At 66.9% G+C, this 16,894-nt stretch carries 14 protein-coding genes; 5 read left to right on the plus strand and 9 right to left on the minus strand.

The features are described 5' to 3' along the window. The first annotated feature begins 4 nt into the window (after positions 1 to 4). The 5 genes from VF651_05550 to VF651_05570 all read left to right on the plus strand — a co-directional run bounded on the left by VF651_05550 (position 5) and on the right by VF651_05570 (position 6,379). A complete protein-coding gene (locus tag VF651_05550; GenBank protein ID HEX7965163.1) occupies positions 5 to 940 on the plus strand; it encodes an ATP-binding protein in 936 nt (311 codons plus the stop codon). Next, on the plus strand, positions 940 to 1,569 hold the full coding sequence (locus tag VF651_05555) for a response regulator transcription factor (protein ID HEX7965164.1): 630 nt from the start codon (positions 940 to 942) through the stop codon (positions 1,567 to 1,569). Before VF651_05550 ends, VF651_05555 begins: the two co-directional genes overlap by 1 nt. Positions 1,570 to 1,747: 178 nt before the next feature. Continuing rightward, positions 1,748 to 2,377, plus strand: a complete 630-nt coding sequence (locus VF651_05560; protein HEX7965165.1) for a response regulator transcription factor — start codon at positions 1,748 to 1,750, stop codon at positions 2,375 to 2,377. Positions 2,378 to 2,385: 8 nt separating this feature from the next. Next, positions 2,386 to 3,075: a response regulator transcription factor gene (locus tag VF651_05565; GenBank protein HEX7965166.1), complete on the plus strand. Its 690-nt coding sequence runs from the start codon at positions 2,386 to 2,388 to the stop codon at positions 3,073 to 3,075. Between the two features lie 244 nt (positions 3,076 to 3,319). Next, on the plus strand, positions 3,320 to 6,379 hold the full coding sequence (locus VF651_05570; protein ID HEX7965167.1) for a LamG-like jellyroll fold domain-containing protein: 3,060 nt from the start codon (positions 3,320 to 3,322) through the stop codon (positions 6,377 to 6,379). Between the two features lie 74 nt (positions 6,380 to 6,453). Here the strand turns inward: VF651_05570 and VF651_05575 are convergent, their stop codons facing one another. The 9 genes from VF651_05575 to VF651_05615 all read right to left on the minus strand — a co-directional run bounded on the left by VF651_05575 (position 6,454) and on the right by VF651_05615 (position 16,870). Then, positions 6,454 to 7,461: an SDR family oxidoreductase gene (locus tag VF651_05575; protein ID HEX7965168.1), complete on the minus strand. Its 1,008-nt coding sequence runs from the start codon at positions 7,459 to 7,461 to the stop codon at positions 6,454 to 6,456. A 90-nt stretch (positions 7,462 to 7,551) separates the two neighbouring features. Continuing rightward, positions 7,552 to 7,974 (minus strand): phosphomannose isomerase type II C-terminal cupin domain, encoded by a 423-nt coding sequence (locus VF651_05580; protein HEX7965169.1) that lies wholly within the window; start codon positions 7,972 to 7,974, stop codon positions 7,552 to 7,554. A gap of 26 nt (positions 7,975 to 8,000) precedes the next feature. Next, on the minus strand, positions 8,001 to 9,827 hold the full coding sequence (gene glmS, locus VF651_05585) for a glutamine--fructose-6-phosphate transaminase (isomerizing) (protein HEX7965170.1): 1,827 nt from the start codon (positions 9,825 to 9,827) through the stop codon (positions 8,001 to 8,003). 22 nt (positions 9,828 to 9,849) lie between these two features. Then, positions 9,850 to 11,004 carry a glycosyltransferase family 2 protein gene (locus tag VF651_05590; GenBank protein ID HEX7965171.1) on the minus strand — a complete coding sequence of 385 codons (1,155 nt, stop codon included), beginning with the start codon at positions 11,002 to 11,004 and terminating at the stop codon, positions 9,850 to 9,852. Positions 11,005 to 11,009: 5 nt separating this feature from the next. Beyond that, positions 11,010 to 12,770, minus strand: a complete 1,761-nt coding sequence (locus VF651_05595; protein ID HEX7965172.1) for a hypothetical protein — start codon at positions 12,768 to 12,770, stop codon at positions 11,010 to 11,012. After that, the gene (locus VF651_05600) at positions 12,698 to 14,074 is read right to left on the minus strand and encodes a nucleotide sugar dehydrogenase (protein ID HEX7965173.1); all 1,377 of its coding nucleotides are present in this window, start codon (positions 14,072 to 14,074) and stop codon (positions 12,698 to 12,700) included. The genes VF651_05595 and VF651_05600 overlap by 73 nt, the downstream gene beginning before the upstream one ends. Positions 14,075 to 14,089: 15 nt before the next feature. Then, on the minus strand, positions 14,090 to 14,902 hold the full coding sequence (locus tag VF651_05605; GenBank protein HEX7965174.1) for a polysaccharide deacetylase family protein: 813 nt from the start codon (positions 14,900 to 14,902) through the stop codon (positions 14,090 to 14,092). Then, complete coding sequence (locus VF651_05610; GenBank protein HEX7965175.1) at positions 14,899 to 15,735, minus strand: formyltransferase family protein; 837 nt, start codon at positions 15,733 to 15,735, stop codon at positions 14,899 to 14,901. The genes VF651_05605 and VF651_05610 overlap by 4 nt, the downstream gene beginning before the upstream one ends. After that, positions 15,728 to 16,870, minus strand: coding sequence for a glycosyltransferase (locus VF651_05615; GenBank protein HEX7965176.1), 1,143 nt, complete (start codon positions 16,868 to 16,870; stop codon positions 15,728 to 15,730). Before VF651_05615 ends, VF651_05610 begins: the two co-directional genes overlap by 8 nt. Between the last annotated feature and the right edge of the window lie 24 nt (positions 16,871 to 16,894).

The raw sequence follows: 16,894 nt of genomic DNA on the forward strand, positions 1-16,894 counted from the left end.
CGCGATGCGCGCCTTCTCACCGGACCTGCATGAGATGTACCGCAAAGCCCTAGACCGATATCTGACCCAAGGCGGCGAAGCCCCGCTGCTGGAGGCCTACGAACTCGGCCGCCAGGCACTGGGCTCGGGGGTCGGCGTGCTCGGCCTCATCAACATCCACCATTCCGCACTCGCCGCGCTGCTGGACCACCCCGGCGGCGACGTGCGCCAGAAGCTCGATGACTCGCACCGCTTCCTGATGGAGAGCATGTCGCCCTTCGAGATGATGCAGATCGGCAACCAGGAATCCAACGCCGCGCTGCGCCGGCTCAACGGCATCCTCGAGGAGGAAGCCAAGCGCATCGCCCATACCCTGCACGACGAGGCGGCTCAGATGCTCGCCTCGGCTTACCTCGAATTGGCGGAGATCGAACGCCTGGCGCCGCCGCAGGCCGTGCGCGAGCACGTGGAGCACATCTCCGCCCATCTCGATGAGGTCTCGGACCAGCTCCGGCGCCTGTCGCATGAGCTTCGGCCGCCCATCCTCGACCAGCTCGGCCTGATGCCGGCGCTGACATTCCTCAGTGACGGCTTCCGCAAGCGCGCAGGCCTGGAGATAGACATCGAAAACGAGATCGCTGAACACGGCCGCCTGCCGCAACCGGTGGAGACCGCGCTGTACCGCACGGTACAGGAGGCGCTCAACAACGTGGTCAAGCACGCCCAAGCCCGCCGTGTCGGGATCCGGGTATGGATCGCGGATCATCTCGTCTATTGCAGCATCAAGGATGACGGCAAGGGCTTCGCGGCTCCCGCCAGCAGTGAGACCGGTTCGCACGGCCTCGGTCTGCTGGGGATCCGCGAGCGCATCAGTAGCCTGCACGGGGCCTTCGAAGTCGAGTCGAAGCCCGGCGCCGGCACGGAGCTAAGGATAGGCATACCACTAGGAAGCAACCTATGATGTCGAACATCGTATTGGCAGACGATCACCCCATGTTCCGGCAGGGCCTCAAGGCGCTGCTCGAACGGGAAGGCTACGACGTGGTGGCGGAGGCAGCCAACGGCCATGAGGCAGTGCGGCATGCACGGCAGCTGAATCCGCGCCTCGCGGTGCTGGACCTCGGCATGCCGCTGCTGAACGGCATCGATGCCGCCCGTGAGATCCACAAGCAGGCGCCCAAAACGGAAGTGGTGCTGCTCACCATGTACGAGGAGGATGCCTACGTGCTGGAAGCGCTGCGCGCCGGCATCCGCGGCTACGTGCTGAAGGCGCAGGCCGCCTCGGACCTGCTGAGCGCCATCAAGGAGGTGTTGCGCGGCGCGGTATACCTCTCCCCCGGCATCTCCAAGGCGGTCGTGGACGCCTACGTCGGCAAGTCAGAGCTGCCGGCTGACCCGCTCACAGACCGCGAACGGCAGGTGCTGCAGCTCGTGGCCGAAGGCAAGACCACCAAGCAGGTAGCGGAAGTGCTCGGCCTCAGCGTGAAGACCGCCGACTCGCACCGTACCCGCATCATGCAGAAGCTCGAGATCCACGAGACCGCGAGCCTGGTGCGTTACGCGATCCGCCGCGGCTTCATCAAGGCATGAGGGCGGCGCCGGCGTGTAGTCGCCGGCCTACGCGGGATTAAGGTGATTACCCCTCGAATTGGGGGTACTTACTTGATTTCGCCCTTAGAGGTTTCACTGCATAGTCTGCGCATCGTGGTTTTTGTAGGTCCTGCGCGGTGCGCAGCGGCCGAGAACCACAACGACCTAGAGAGCAGCCATGCAGCGGATATTGCTGGCAGATGACCATCCCATGTTCCGGCAGGGCCTCAAGGCGCTGCTGGAGCGTGAAGGCTTCGATGTGGTGGGCGAAGCGGCCGACGGCCATGAGGCGGTGCGCCTGGCGCGCCAGCTCGGCCCCTCCATCGCGGTGCTCGACCTCGGCATGCCGCTCCTCAACGGCATCGATGCCGCCCGCCAGATCCTCAAGCAGACCGCGGGCATCCAGGTGATCGTGCTAACCATGTACGAGGAAGAAGCGTACGTGCTGGAGGCGTTGCGCGCCGGCATCCGCGGCTACGTGCTCAAGGGCCAAGCGGCCGCCGACCTGGTGGGCGCCATCAAGGAAGTGCTGCGCGGCTCGGTCTACCTCTCCCCGGGCATCTCCAAGACCGTGGTGGATGCCTACGTCGGCAAATCCGAGCTGCCGGCCGATCCGCTCACGGACCGTGAGCGCCAAGTACTGCAGCTCGTGGCCGAGGGCAAGACCACCAAGGAAGTGGCGCAAGTCCTCGGCCTCAGCGTCAAGACCGCCGACTCGCACCGTACCCGCATCATGCAGAAGCTCGACATCCACGACACCGCGAGCCTGGTGCGTTACGCCGTGCGGCGGGGGTTCATCAAGGCCTGACGACCGCCGTGCACCCCCTGACTGGACCCGCACATACCCCCTTCCCCGCCTCCCGCCCCGAGGGCACCCCGGTGCGCGTGCTCCTGGCGGACGACCACAAGATCTTCCGGCAGAGCCTCAGCATGCTGCTGCAGCAGGAGGGCTTCGAGGTGGCGGGCGAGGCAGCGGATGGCCCCGAGGCCCTGGACCTCGCCGAGACGCGCCATCCGGACGTCGCGATCCTCGACTATGACATGCCCGCCATGGATGGCATCAGCGTGGCGCGCGAACTGCAGCGCGCGACCCCCGGCATCCAGACCGTGCTGCTCACCACCGACGAGGACAACGCCAGCGCCGTGGAGGCGCTGCGCGCCGGCATGCACGGCTATGTGTACAAGTCACAGACCGCGGCGGAGCTCATCAGCACCATCCGCGAGGTGGCGCGCGGCGCCATCCACTTCAATACCCGGCTCACTCCTGGCGCCCTGTCCTCGCTGGTCTCGCATGCCGAGACCCCGCCGGAACCGCTCACGGAGCGCGAGCGCGAAGTCCTGCTCCTGATCGCGCGTGGCAACACCACGCGCATGATCGCCAAGGAGCTGGGCTTGAGCGTGAAGACCGTGGAGTCCCACCGCAGCCGCATCATGCACAAGCTTCACGTGCACCGGGCGGCGGAACTCATCCGCTACGCCATCCGCCGGCAGCTCATTCCGCCCTGACCCGAACCCTGATTCCTCCATCCCCGGATTGATTCTGAAGCGCCGCCATGAAGCGGCCGCAAGTGCATGTGACATAGCTCACGTTTCCACTGCTGTTTACGCCCCGTTGCCACTCGCTTTAAGGCCCCGTTACTCCCCGCAGGTATATATCCCATACCGGTAAGGTAGGGACCTTAAGGGTTTAACCCCTGCATCCCCAGTGACTTATCGGTCCGTCTACCGATATGTACTGAGGTTATGCAGCATGTCCTGTCGCCGCTTACTGGCCTTCCTGTTCTTCTGTCTCATCTCCCGCCTTGCCTTCGCCGCCACAGCTCCCGGCGGCTTCCTGGAGAACGACGAGACCGCCACCCCCCGCGCCCTCATGACCCAGGCCCAGGCCAGCGCGATCCTGCCTGAGCGAGGCGCCTTCGATTTCCCGGCCCCCTACGGCACCCGTGGCGTGCGGGTGACCAATGCCTCCGACTGCGGCGGCCAGGACTGCGTGGACATGATCTATTCCTACTGGCGCAACATGAGCAACAGCGCCGGCAGCAACACTCTCTATGTATTCATCGGTCTGGACCGCAACCGCGGTGGTCAGGGTCCGACCCTGTTCAGCTACGACAAGACCAGCGAGGCGCTCACCCAGGTGGGCCCGTTGTTCCCCGCCTCCAGCCCCTACAGCTGGAACAGCGCCGAGGGCTGGTACTTCAGCTACGGCATGGCCACCAAGATTTACCTGCCGAGCGGCTCGAAGCTGCTGCGGTACGACGTGCTGAGCCACGCCATGGAGACGGTGTTCGACTCCACCACCCAGTATCCAAACACCGTCATCCGCCAGGCCAACTCCAGCAACGACGACGACGTCCACTCCGCCACCCTGCAGGATGCCTCCAGCCGCCAGACCTTGGGTTGCATCGCATACAAGTCCAGCACCCGCCAGTTCTTCTATTACCCGGCCCAGGGCAAGTTCGACGAGTGCCAGATCGACAAGAGTGGCCGCTACCTGCTGATCAAGGAGAAGCTGCCTACCGATACCTGCACGAGCTGCGATGAGGACAACGTGTTCGTGGACCTGCAGACCGGCGTGCAGCAGGTGCTGATGGACCAAAGCGGCGCCGGCGGCCACTCCGACATGGGTTACGGCACCTACCTCGCGGTGGACAACTGGAACAACTACGCCAACGCATGGCGGACCTGGAACCTGGGCCAGACCACCCTCGCGGGCGGCCTCACCTACCACGACAACGACTGGAGCGCATTCTCCCCGTCCCACGTGAGCTTCGAGAACGCAAGCCCGGATCTGCCCATCGCACAGCAATATGCCTGCGGCAGCGGTGCCAGCCGTTCCACGGCGTTGCGGGCCAACGAGGTGATCTGCTTCATGCTGGACAGCTCGGTACCCCATGCCTCCGCCCAGGTGTTGGTGGTGGCACCGGTGATGACGAGCCTGGACGCGACCGGCGGCAATGCCACCTGCCCGAGCTGCACCGACTATGGCAAGGACCCGAAGGGGAACATCGACCCCACGGGACAGTATTTCTTCTGGGTCAGCAACATGGGCGGCAGCCGCATGGATGCCTTCATGGTACGCATCCCATCCCAGCTCCTGACCGGTACGGGCAGCAGCGGCGACAGCACCGCTCCTAGCATCGGCCTCACCGCGCCCTACGCCGGCGCCGCCCTCTCCGGCAGCGTGAACGTATCCGCCAACGCGTCCGACAATGTCGCCGTGGCCGGCGTGCAGTTCAAGCTGGATGGCGCGAACCTGGGCGCAGAACTGACCCAGACCCCCTATACCCTGACCTGGGATACCACCAAGGTCGCTGCGGGCACCCATACCTTGAGCGCCGTGGCGCGGGATGCGGCTGGCAACGTCTCCACCGCCGGCAACGTGACCGTGACTACCTTCATCTACGTTCCGCCGCCGGTCATCTCCTCCGTGAGCGCCAGCGTCACCGGCAGCAGTTCCGTCACCCTGAGCTGGAGCACCGACCAGCCGGCGAACTCCCAGGTGGCCTACGGCACCACGACCGCCTACGGCAGCACGTCGGTCCTCGATACCGCTCTCGCCACCGCCCATGCCTTGGTCCTGACGGGCCTTGTCCCGGGCACGCTCTACCACTACCAGGTGATCTCGCGGGACTCCACCGGCCAGGCCAGCGTCTCCGCAGACCAGGTGTTCACTACCCAGGCGGGCGCGACGGTGACGCTGCCGGCCGTGCTCGCTGATTGGCGGCTGGACGCGGGCAACGGCTTGCAGGCCGTTGACAGCTCCGGCCACGGCTACAGCGCCACGCTCCACAACCAGCCCTCGTGGGGGCTCGGCGTGGCCGGCGACGGCCTGAGCTTCGACGGCATCGACCAGTACGCGAGCGTGACCAGTAGCAGCGCACTCAACGCCTACCCTCTGACCGTGTCCGCCTGGTTCAAGGCCGGCAGCGACACGGGCCAGCACGGCATCGTCAGCAAGTACGCCTATGGCTCCATGCGGGGCTACCAAGTGCTCATGAGCGGCGGCAAACTCTGCGCCTGGTATTACCGGGATAGCGCTGACCATGTCGGCAACACGGCCTGCAGCCTAAGGGCAGCGGGCTATGCCGATGGGACTTGGCATATGGTCACCTTCACGGTAAACGTCTACGGTGGCAAGCTCTACGTGGACGGCGCCCTGAAATCGAAGCTCGGCTGGACCGGACGGCCTGGTGCCGCCTCCACCAGCCAGGCCCTGAACTTCGCCCGCTACCCGGGCGCGAGCCGGCCCTATCTCGCCGCCACCCTGGATGAGGTGCGGCTCTATGCCAAGGCCCTGAGCGCCGCCCAGGTGGCTGCCCTCTACGCCTCGTTCCCGCGCGAGCAGCCCACCGCGTGGACAGATCTGCGCAACGTCACCACCGATGGCGGCTCGCTGCAGAAGACCGCGGGCTGCGACGGCTGCGAAGACGCCAGCGCCGCCTCGCAGCAGCAGCTCGCCCAGGGCAGCGATGGCCACCTGCAGTTCACGGTGGCCGAGACGAATACCCTTCGCAGCGTGGGCCTGGCAGCGGTAGGCTCTGGCCCGGGCGTGGCGAACATGGACTACGCGCTGCGCCTGCAGAACGGCATCGCGGAGGTACGCGAGAAGGGCCTATACCGCAAGGATGTGACCTTCGCTTCCGGCGACGTGTTCCGCCTGGAACTGCGCGCTGGAAGTGTGGATTACTACAAGAACGGCATCTTGTTCTACACGAGCACGGTCGCCGCCAGCCAGCCGCTGCAGGCGGCGGCCTCGGTGAACACCCTGGGGGGTACCATAAGCGACGCGCTGATCCAGGGCCAGTGAGATAAAAAAACGGCCGCCGGGGTGACCGGCGGCTGCAACACTGGTGTCGTATCGTCGTCGTTGTTGTCAGTTGTTCATGGCGCTGCCGTGCCGGCCTGGGCCGCGAGGCCCGGAAGGGTCTGCAGGTGCGGCGCGCGGGCCTGGTACTGCTCCAGCGCCAGCCACTTGCGGTACCAGTCCACCGTCTCCTTGAGGCCTTCCTTGAACGGCACTCCGGGCTCGTAGCCCAGGTACTGCTGCGCCTTGGCGATGTCCGCCTGGGAATGCTTCACGTCCCCCACCCGTTCCGGCTCGAACTGCGGAGCGATGCGGTCGCCCAGGAGGTCCTCCAGCATGTCGATTAGCTCGAGCAGGCTGCGGCGCTCGCCGCAAGCCACGTTGAACACTTGGCCTGCGGCCTCGGGAGCGCTGGCCGCCGCGATGGTGGCCTGTACCGCGTTGGTGACGTAGGTGAAGTCGCGGGACTGGGTGCCGTCCCCGTAGATGACCGGCGCCCCGCCGTTGAGGGCAGTGTCGATGAAACGCGGGATCACGGCGGCGTACTCGGAGTTCGGGTCCTGCCGCGGGCCGAACACGTTGAAGTAGCGCACGCAGGCGGTCTCCAGGCCATAAGCCTCCCAGTACACCCGGCAGTAATGTTCGCCGGTGAGCTTGGACACGGCATAGGGCGAAGCCGGCGCGGGCTTGGCATCCTCGCGCTTGGGCAGCGCCACGGCATTGCCATAGGCTGAGGACGACGCGGCGTACACCACGCGCTTCACCTTGGCCTTGCGGGCCGCATCCAGCACCGTGAGGGTGCCCGTCTCATTGACCGCGTGGGTAGCCAGGGGATCCTTCAGCGAGCGGCCCACGGAAGCCAGCGCCGCCAGGTGGAAGACGAAGTCCACGCCTTGCACCGCCTGGCGCACCTGCTCGGCGTCGCGCACGTCGCCCTCGATGAACTCGATGGGCAGGCTCTCGATGTTCTCGCGCTTGCCGGTGGACAGGTTGTCGAGCACCCAGACATCGTGTCCCTGGTGCAGCAAGCCGCGGGTCAGGTGCGAACCGATGAAGCCGGCGCCCCCGGTAACCAGACATTTCATGACAATCACCTCTTTATTGGATACGTGGAATAGGCTGCGCGGCAGCAAGGCCCGCGCGGCTTGGAATCGGTTCAGCGGCAGGGATGCCGCTCATGCGTCACGGGGATGGGCCCGGTTGTAGTCGTCCTCGAGGCGCACGATATCCTCCTCGCTGAGGAGGTCACCCTGCTGGACCTCGACGATGGACATGGGCTCGTCACCCGGGTTTCCCAGGCGGTGCACCGTTCCCACCGGGATGGTCACGGTGTCGCGCGGCGCGAGTTCTATCTCGCGCTCACCCACCACGGCGCTGGCGCGTCCCGAGACACAGATCCACAGCTCGCTGCGGTGGCGGTGGTATTGCAGGCTCAGGCGGTGGCCGGGGCTCACCTCGATGAGCTTCACCTTCATGCCCTCGCCCTCGTAGAGGACGCTCCAGCTGCCCCAGGGCCGCTGCTCTGCCTTCACGACGGGGCCGGCGAAGGCCGAGGGGAGCCGGCGGATGCCGGGCACTGAGGTCAGGTACTTGTCCATGTACGACTTGCTCTCCTGTTGCAGTGTCATTCGACGGTCACCGACTTGGCGAGATTGCGGGGCTTGTCCACGTCGGTGCCGCGCTTCAGGGCCGTGTGGTAGGCCAGGAGCTGCACCGGGATGGCATGCACGATGGGTGAGAGGATGCCGGCATGGCGCGGGGTGCGGATCACGTGCACTCCCGGGCTCTCGGCAAACTGGCTGTCCTGGTCCGCGAACACGAAGAGCTCGCCGCCGCGGGCGCGCACTTCCTGCATGTTGGACTTCACCTTCTCCAGCAGGGCGTCGTTCGGCGCGATCACCACCACCGGCATGTCCGAGTCCACCAGGGCCAGCGGCCCATGCTTGAGTTCTCCGGCCGGATAGGCCTCGGCATGGATGTAGGAGATCTCCTTGAGCTTGAGCGCGCCTTCCAGGGCGATGGGGTAATGCACGCCTCGCCCAAGGAACAGCGCGTGGTCCCGCTGGGCGAAGCGCCCGGCCCATTCCTTGATCTGGGGCTCGAGATTGAGGGCGTGCTGCACGCACTCGCCGAGATGGCGCAGGCTGGTGATGAAACCCATCTCACGCCCCACCGGCAGGCGGCCCTGCAGCCGCGCCAGGGTCACGGCGAAGCCGAACAACGCCACCAGCTGGGTGGTGAAAGCCTTGGTGGAGGCGACGCCGATCTCGGCGCCGGCGCGGGTGTAGAACACCAGGCGCGAGGCGCGCGGGATCGCGCTCTCCGGCACGTTGCAGATGGAGAGGGTCTTGTCGTGGCCGACGGCTACCGCGTGCTTCAGAGCCTCCAGGGTGTCCAGGGTCTCGCCCGACTGGGAGATGGTGATGACGAGCTGCCTGGGATTCGCCACCGAGTCGCGGTAGCGGTACTCGCTGGCGATCTCCACCGACACCGGCACGCCGGCGATGGCTTCTATCCAGTAGCGAGCGGTGAGCCCGGCGTAATAGCTGGTGCCGGCCGCCAGGATCAGGACCGAGTCCACGTCCCGGAACACCTCCTCCGCGTCCATGCCGAACAGCCGCGGCACGAAGCCCTGTTCAACGAACGGCGAGAGGGTGTCCCGCAGCATCTGAGGCTGCTCGTGGATCTCCTTCTGCATGTAGTGCTGATGGGCGCCGAGGTCCAGCGACGCCAGGGAAACATCGCTGACGCGCGGCGTCCGCTCCACCGGCCGGCCTTCCCGGTCGGTCACACGCACCTTGAGGTCACGCAGCTCCACCACGTCGCCGTCCTCCAGGTACAGCACGCGGCGGGTGGCCGAGAGCACCGCCGAGACATCGGAGGCGAGGAAGTTCTCCCCCTCCCCCAGCCCGACCAGCAGCGGGCATCCCATGCGGGCGCCGGTCACGACGTCCGGGGACTTGAGGGAGAGCACGCCGATGGCATAGGCGCCGGTCAGCTCCCGCGCCGCCTCCTGGGTGGCGCGGAACAGGTCGCCATGCTTCTGCAGGTGGTGATGGATGAGGTGTGCGATCACCTCGGTGTCGGTCTGGGACTCGAAGGCGTAGCCGAGCTGCTTGAGGCGGGCTCGCTGCTCCTCATGGTTCTCGATGATGCCGTTGTGCACCACCGCGATCTCGTCACGCGAGACGTGGGGGTGGGCATTGGGCTCGGTGACGCCGCCGTGGGTGGCCCAGCGGGTGTGGCCGATTCCGGTGGTGCCGGCAAGCCGGCCGGCGCGCGCCTTGCCCTGCATCTCCGCCACGCGGCCTACGCTGCGCACGCGCCTGATGCTGCCGTTGACCACCGCGATGCCCGCTGAGTCATAGCCGCGGTACTCGAGCCTCTGCAGGCCTTCGATCAGGATCGGGACGATGTCGCGTCCACCAACCGCTGCGACGATTCCACACATTTGTCTGTCTCCAGGTTGCAGTTCAACCGGCAGTGCGTTCCCAAGTCACCTGCTGGCGGCCGTTGAGCAGGTGGACCAGCGCCATCACCGTGGCCCAGTTGAGCAGGCAGAAGGCGTAAGGGACGTTGAGGAAGAAAGGTTTACGGGCGGCGTGCCGCGTGAGGTAGCCGAGCAGCGCGGCGGCATAGAACAGCACCTGGGCCACGAAGAGGCCGCGGTAGGCCACCTGGTCCTGGGCCAGCAGCAGGTTCGCGCCGAAGGCCAGCGCGAGCCACAGGGGGCTCAGCAGCCGGCACAGCTTGTGGGACACGGTCTGCCACCACAGCCGGTTCTGGAACGGATTCAACAGCCAGGGCCTGAGGAAGAACAGCTGGAAGTTACCGGCGATGGTCCGCAGCTTGCGGGTGAACTCATGGCGCGCATCCGGCGCCACCCAGTCGTAAGCCCGGGCGCGCGGCTCGAACAGCACCCGGTAGCCCTGCCGCGCCACCTGCATGGGTATCAGCACATCGTCCAGGATCAGGGCCTCGGGGATGGGTCGGAACAGCTCGCGGCGCAGCGCGTAGATGGCACCGGTGGCGCCCACGGTGGAGTCCACCCGGCTCTCGTAGAGGCGCATGAACTTCTCATAGCGCCAGTAGAAATCCACGCCTTTGCCCACCTCGGAGCGCCCTGCACGGCCGTCCAGGAGCACCAGTTCACCGCTCACGGCTCCCACTTTCGGGTCCACGAAGCGGGCGGCGAGCGCCCTGAGCGCACCGGTCTCGAAGCGCTGGCGGGCGTCCGCCAGCACCACGATCTCGCCCGTGGCCATGGGCACCACGTCGTTCAGCACCGCGCTCTTGCCGCGCCGCTGCCGGAACTCGACCACGCGCACCTGCTCCGATGCATAGACGCGGGCCCGTTCCACGGTGCTGTCGGTGGAGCCGTCGGAGGCCACGATCACCTCTACCCGGTCCCAGGGATAATCCAGGTCGAGGAAGTTCTCGAGCCGCTGGCGGATGCGGCGCGCCTCGTTGTACGCCACCACCACCAGGGTGATGCGCGGCTGCAGCCAGCCCTCCGCCGGGATACGGCGCGGCAGTGCCGCCAGCAGGCGGATGAGCAGCGGATAGCCCAGATACGTGTAGAGCAGCAGGGCCACGGACGCCCAGAACCACAGGGAGAGGTACGCCATGTCCATCAGTGCCCCTGGGCCGCCACGCAGGATGGGACCGAATCCCCGAGATGGGGGTCGTAGGCATCGAGGGAGGCGCAGAGCTGATCCACGTCCACTCCGATGTCGCCGCCGTCATCGGCTCCGGCCTTGTATGCGCTGCCGGGCGCCAGGCGGTAGTCCCGCGCGCCCATGCGTGCGAAGCCGACGCCCCCCAGGTCCTTGGGGAAAAAGTTGCCGGACGGGTACTGCTGCGGGGCGGCGCCCACGATCACGTTGCGGCGCAGCTTGGCGCCCGGGAAGTAGGCCGAGATGGTGGACACACCGACACCCTTGTTGGTGCCGATGATGCCGTAGCGGTTATGGGGCGCGATGTTGTCCGTATAGCTGAAACCGGAGACGGCGCGGCCGTCGCTGAACACGATGGTGCCGGTCTGCAGCGAGGTGTTGTGGCTGAAAGCTACGTCGCGGCTGCCATCGCCCATCATGAGCAGCACGCCGGGGCCCCAAGGTCCGCCTACGTCCTCGAACAGGTTGTTGGAGACCTGGATGCGCTGGGTCTGGCGGCTCGGATGGTTATTGTCGTAGCCCAGGATGTTGATGCCGTTGGCCACGTGGCGCACCACGTTGTCCTTGAAGGTCACGTCCTGCACCACCGACCAGGGGGCGCTGCCGTCCTGGTCGCGCACCGTGAACAGGATGGAGAATCCGTCCTGGGACTGGGCCCAGTTGTATTCGAGCAGGTTGCCTTCCACCAGCACCCGCTGGGCATTCTTGAGCTCGAAGATGTTCTTCACGCTCCAGGGGGTGCCCTGGTAGGCGGGATCGTCCTTCTTCCAGGCCAATGGCTTGGAGAAGTGGTTGCCGCGCACCTCGATGTCCGAGGGCACCAGGTTCGGGATGGTGGGGTCGGTGCCGCCGAACAGCACGTTCTCGCCGGCGGCCTCCAGGTAGTCATCCACGATCATGAACGGCCCGGTACCGTTCCAGGCCGAGAGCGCCTGGCTGTCCTCTCCTACCTGCTTGAAGTCGGAGAGATAGGAGTCGATGACCGCCACGTAGCGGCCGTTCATGGCCACGCCACGGCGTGCGCCCACCTGCGGGTCGCCGTGCAGGTAGCAGCGGTCTACGATGATGTGATGCGCCAAGGTCTCGATGGACTTGTCGCCGTTGCCGATCACGAAGAGGTTCGCCAGGAAGGCGGCCTTGGGCGCGGCAGGCGCGCCACCGCCCAGGCTGAAGCCATGCAGCCAGCTCAGCGCCTTGCTGACGCTGGCGGGGCCGGGCCTGAGCTCCAGTCCGATGAGCCGGTAGTGATGCGCGCCTTGGGCGGTGCGCAGCACCGGCCCGCTGCTGGCCTCCAGCTTGGGCATGAGAGCGGCATCGTCCGGAGACACGCGCACGCCAGGCGCGAGGCGGCCGTCCGCCACCGCGCTCGATTCCACGACGATCCAGCCGGCGGTGTCGGCGGGCTTGAGCGGCAACGTGAAGCTGCCACTGAAGACCGCGCCGGCCTCCAGCACCACGGTGTCACCCGGCTGGGCCTTGTCCAGCGCTGCCTGCAGGTCGCCACCGGCTTTCACGTCGATGCGCTTGCCGGTGGGGCGCACATAGCGCGCGTCCACGTAGCCCTGCGGGAGCTCGGGGGTCTGGCGTCCAGCCGGCTGCGGCGGGGCGGCGGCGACCGCCGCCTCGCTGTGGCAGCCCGGGACGATCAGGAGTGGGCCGGCGACCCCTGAGGCGAGTAGGCCGGCGTATAGGAACCTGACGATGAAGGTTGTTTGCATGGCTCTTCCACCTTTGTCTGGACACGGGACACACGCGCGATGCCGCGCGTGAGGTCTATGACGGGCAGTTCCGGCGCGGCGGCCAGCACCTGGCTGGTCTCTTCGCCGGCATTGCCCACCACCAGCAGTTCGGCGTGGTTGAGGAGATCGGCAGCCTCGGTGCACATGAGCGAGGAGATATGCGGTATCTCCTCCTCGATGTAGCGCCGGTTGGCGCCGGTGAGACGCGCCACCGCGACGTTGTGGTCGAGGATCCGCACCTCTAGGCCCTTGCCGATGAGGTTCTCGACCAGCGTCACCATCGGGCTCTCGCGCAGGTCATCGGTGCCGGGCTTGAAGGACAGGCCGAGTACGCCGATACGGCGCTTGTGGGTGGCCAGTACCGTGTCCACGGCTCGGCGGATCTGCGCGCCGTTGGACTCGAGGATGCGGCTGATCAGCGGCAGCTCCACGTCGGCGCTGCGGGCCGCATAGGTCAGGGCACGGATGTCCTTGGGCAGGCAGGAACCGCCGAAGGCGAAACCGGGTTTGAGGTAAGCCTCTGAGACGTTGAGCTTGCGGTCCATGCGGAAGATGCGCATGACTTCCTGCGGTTCCACGCCGAAGGCCTCGCAAGCGTCGCCCACTTCATTCGCGAAGCACACCTTCAAGGCGTGGAAGGTGTTGGCGGTGTACTTGATCATCTCGGCGGTGCGGATGCTGGTGCTGACGAACGGCGCATCCACGTTTGCGTAGAGTTCGCGCACCTTGGCCGCGGTGGCTTCGTCCTGGCAACCCACCAGGGTGAACGGCGGCTGCAGGAAGTCCTGCAGCGCGCTGCCCTCGCGGATGAACTCCGGGTTCACCGCCACGCTCAGGAAGGAACGGTCACGGCGCTGGATGCCGGCGCGGATGGCGGGGAACACCACTTCCTCCACCGTACCCGGCAGCACGGTGCTGCGCACCACCACCGTGAACGGTTTCTCCCGATGGTGGAGCTCTCGGCCGATCTCTGAGCTGAGTTGGCGCAGGATGTCCACGTTGAGCTGGCCGTTGGCGTAGCCCGGCGTGCCGACGCAGATGAGCGCCATGTCCGAGTTGGCGATGCCCTCGGCCGCCGAGGTGGTGGCACGCAGGCGCCCATTCGCCACCGTGAAGGCCAGCAGGGCCTCCAGGCCGGGCTCCACGATGGGCGAGAGGCCGCCGTTGACCATCGCCACCTTCTCTGGATTGACGTCCACGCCGATGACCTGGTGGCCTGCCTCCGCGAAGCGTGCGGCGCTCACGCAGCCCACGTAACCCAGTCCGAATATGCTGATACGCATGTCTCTGAAACTCCTCTATTGGATTCTTTCGCCCTGTTCCCGTTCCAGCCGCGCGAAGCGCTCCGCGATGAGCGGGTAGCCCGCTCCCAGCAGCGCCTTCACGGGCTTCTTCACGTTCCACTTCAGCCACGCCGGGTACAGCGCGCCCGGCTCCCGGGCCGCGAGCCGCGCGGCGAGGTCGGTGGGGTCGCCGCGCCGCACCGTGTAGCGTCCCCGTACCGTGCAGCCGGCGATGCGGCGCGCGCGGGTCTCGGGTTCCGAGGTGAACAGCGTGGTGATGCCCGCCTCCGCCGCCGCCTGTGCGGCGCGCGGCGCGAAGTAGCCGCCCGGCAAAGAGCCCGCGGTGACGTCGGCACCCAGGATGTCCTGCAGCGCGGCCCGGCTGTCACGCCACTCACGGCGCATGCGCTCCGGGGTGCAGGCCGTGAAGCGCGCCGGATGGCTGACAGAATGGCTGCCGATCACATGGCCGCGCGCGTGCAGCTCACGCAACTGCTGCCGGTCCAGGAATCCCGGCCGCCCTATCCAATCGCTGGTGACGAAGCAGTGGCCACGCCAGCCCCGCGTCTCCAGCCGCTCCGCCACCTGTGTGAAATAGGAGCGCCCACCGTCGTCGAAGGTCAACGCCAGGGGCAGCGGGTTCGCCGCAGGCTCGGGCCGCGTCACCAGGAGCGGCGGCGCATGCAGCACCTCGGCGAGGCAGGCGAGCTGGCGCTCGAACTCAGTGAGCGTCAGCTTGTAGCGTCCGGCACCCTCTCCCGCGAAACCGCTCTCGGCCGGATCCGTGACGTAGACATCGTGGTACAGGAGCGTGAGCAACGCGGTCATCGCCCCGCCTCACGCGGCATACCCTGGCGGGCGGCGTGCTTCCAGCGGAAATAAGCGCTGAGCCAGGGCTGACCCCAAGTGGCGGATTTGCGCTCGACCACGGGCAGGGGCTGCAGGTAGCCTCGCCAGGCGGCGCGCAACTTCTCGGCTACCGCGTCCAGGTTCTCCAGCACCACCCGGTACTGCATCACCGCGTGGGATTCCTTGAGCTCGTCGAATCCGTAGGAGGCCTGCAGCAGGATGGGGCCGGTATCCACGCCCGGGTCCACCTTGAGCAGGGTCATGCCGACCCGCTGCACGTCCCGGTTCGCGAGGGCCCAGAAGCAGCCGTGGGCATTGCGGTACTCGGGGCAGATGCCCGGGTGCAGCGCATAGGTGCCATGGCTGGGTACGCCGAACACCTCAGGCTTCAGCAGAGTCTTGCAGCGTGCGATCATGACGTGCGGCCGCACCCAGCGTAGGAACGCGCGCACCGCGGGGCCGTTGGGGTCGTGGGTCACCAGTGTCATCACACCGGACGGATCCACCGGGTAGCGCGCCTTCAGCCGCTGCACCTCGTCGTCGATCCAGGCCGCATCGCGGCGCCCCCACATCAGGCGGTAATAGAAGCGGAAGGCCAGCACGTCCAGGAAGCGCAGCAGGCCGACGCGGCGGATCTCGCGCCGGACCCGCTGCCAGGCGCGGCTGCGCCGCTCCTTGAGGCGGATCACTCCGACGAGGTCCATGCTGCTGGCGACCCAGGCCGTCAGGCCCTCGGTGTCGATGCGGTCCCCCTCGTGGCACATCAGCACCACGCGGGGCACGCCGGGACGGTGATGGAGCACCTCAGCCACGGGCGGCCTCGCAGTGGGAGCCGAACACCCGAGCCACCTGGGGCCACGCGTAGCGCTCATGGGTTAGCCGCTGCCCGGCCTCGCCCAGCGCATGGCGCTGGACCGGATCCCTGAGCAGTTGGACCACAGCGGTGGCGAAGGCCTGGGGGTCGTCGGCCCGGAGGTAGTGCTCGCCGGGAGCGAGCGGCAACCCTTCCACGCCGACGGTGGTGGAGACCACCGCCTTACCCATGGAGAGGGCCTCGAATATCTTGAGGCGGGTGCCCCCGCCGATGCGCAGCGGGACCACGTAGACAGCCGCCGCGTCTATATAAGGGCGCACGTCGTCGACGGTCCCTGTGACCTTGACCCCCGCCGCCTCGGCGGCACGGCGCAGCTCGCCGCTGGGATTGCGTCCTACCACGGTGACGTTGACCCGCGGCACCTCGCGGCGCACCGTCGGCAGGATGTCGCCGATGAAGTGACGGATGGCATCCTCATTGGGATGCCAGTCCATGGAGCCGGTGAATACGATCTCCGCCGGCGCCTCGGGCGTGCCGTTGGCCTTGAAGTACCCGGTGTCGACGCCGGTGGGCACGTCGAAGATGGCCGCACCGCGGGCGTCAGCGCTGTGGAGTGCCCTGTCCTCGGGCGATACCGCCACCGTGAGGCGGGCCTTGCGGCAGACTGTGGCTTCGTAGCGGCGCATCTTGCGCCACTCGATGCCGAGCAGTGCGCGCTTGAGGGGATTCGCCTGCACGGCGGCGAGCCGTTTCAAGATCATGTACTCGACGTTATGGGAGAAGAAAACCACCGGGACGGGCCCATCCAGCGGCACGTTCGGCGTGGCGACCGCGAAATCGGCGACGCAAAGGTCGATCTCGCCTGCCGCCATGAGACGCTCCACCTCGGCCCGCAAGGCCGGTACACGGTGCTTGTAGATGTCCACCGGCATGGAGGAGAACCAGGAACCCAGCAGCGTCAGGGGGAATCGCGGGTTGTGCCACTTGGGCGCCGCGAAGGGGAAGGAACGCACGCGTTTGCAGTGGGGCAGCTGGCGGGCAAGAGCCTCGTTGTCCTCACCCGGCAGGTGCGTGGTGAAGACGCTGAGTTCGTGCTCGTGAGCGAGCTCCGACAGGATATTGAGGCTGCGCAAGCGGCCGCCTGTATTGGGCGGCCA

The organism is Gammaproteobacteria bacterium, from assembly GCA_036383255.1.
GTDB lineage: Bacteria > Pseudomonadota > Gammaproteobacteria > Natronospirales > REEB76 > DASUBN01.

Bases quoted from the DNA above. Each gene is read 5' to 3' on its own strand.
- VF651_05555 (HEX7965164.1), top strand. From the start codon at position 940: ATGTCGAACATCGTATTGGCAGACGATCACCCCATGTTCCGGCAGGGC.
- VF651_05605 (HEX7965174.1), bottom strand. From the start codon at position 14,902: ATGACCGCGTTGCTCACGCTCCTGTACCACGATGTCTACGTCACGGAT.
- VF651_05595 (HEX7965172.1), bottom strand. From the start codon at position 12,770: ATGCAAACAACCTTCATCGTCAGGTTCCTATACGCCGGCCTACTCGCC.
- VF651_05590 (HEX7965171.1), bottom strand. From the start codon at position 11,004: ATGGCGTACCTCTCCCTGTGGTTCTGGGCGTCCGTGGCCCTGCTGCTC.
- glmS (HEX7965170.1), bottom strand. From the start codon at position 9,827: ATGTGTGGAATCGTCGCAGCGGTTGGTGGACGCGACATCGTCCCGATC.
- VF651_05580 (HEX7965169.1), bottom strand. From the start codon at position 7,974: ATGGACAAGTACCTGACCTCAGTGCCCGGCATCCGCCGGCTCCCCTCG.
- VF651_05570 (HEX7965167.1), top strand. From the start codon at position 3,320: ATGTCCTGTCGCCGCTTACTGGCCTTCCTGTTCTTCTGTCTCATCTCC.
- VF651_05550 (HEX7965163.1), top strand. From the start codon at position 5: ATGCGCGCCTTCTCACCGGACCTGCATGAGATGTACCGCAAAGCCCTA.
- VF651_05575 (HEX7965168.1), bottom strand. From the start codon at position 7,461: ATGAAATGTCTGGTTACCGGGGGCGCCGGCTTCATCGGTTCGCACCTG.
- VF651_05560 (HEX7965165.1), top strand. From the start codon at position 1,748: ATGCAGCGGATATTGCTGGCAGATGACCATCCCATGTTCCGGCAGGGC.
- VF651_05600 (HEX7965173.1), bottom strand. From the start codon at position 14,074: ATGCGTATCAGCATATTCGGACTGGGTTACGTGGGCTGCGTGAGCGCC.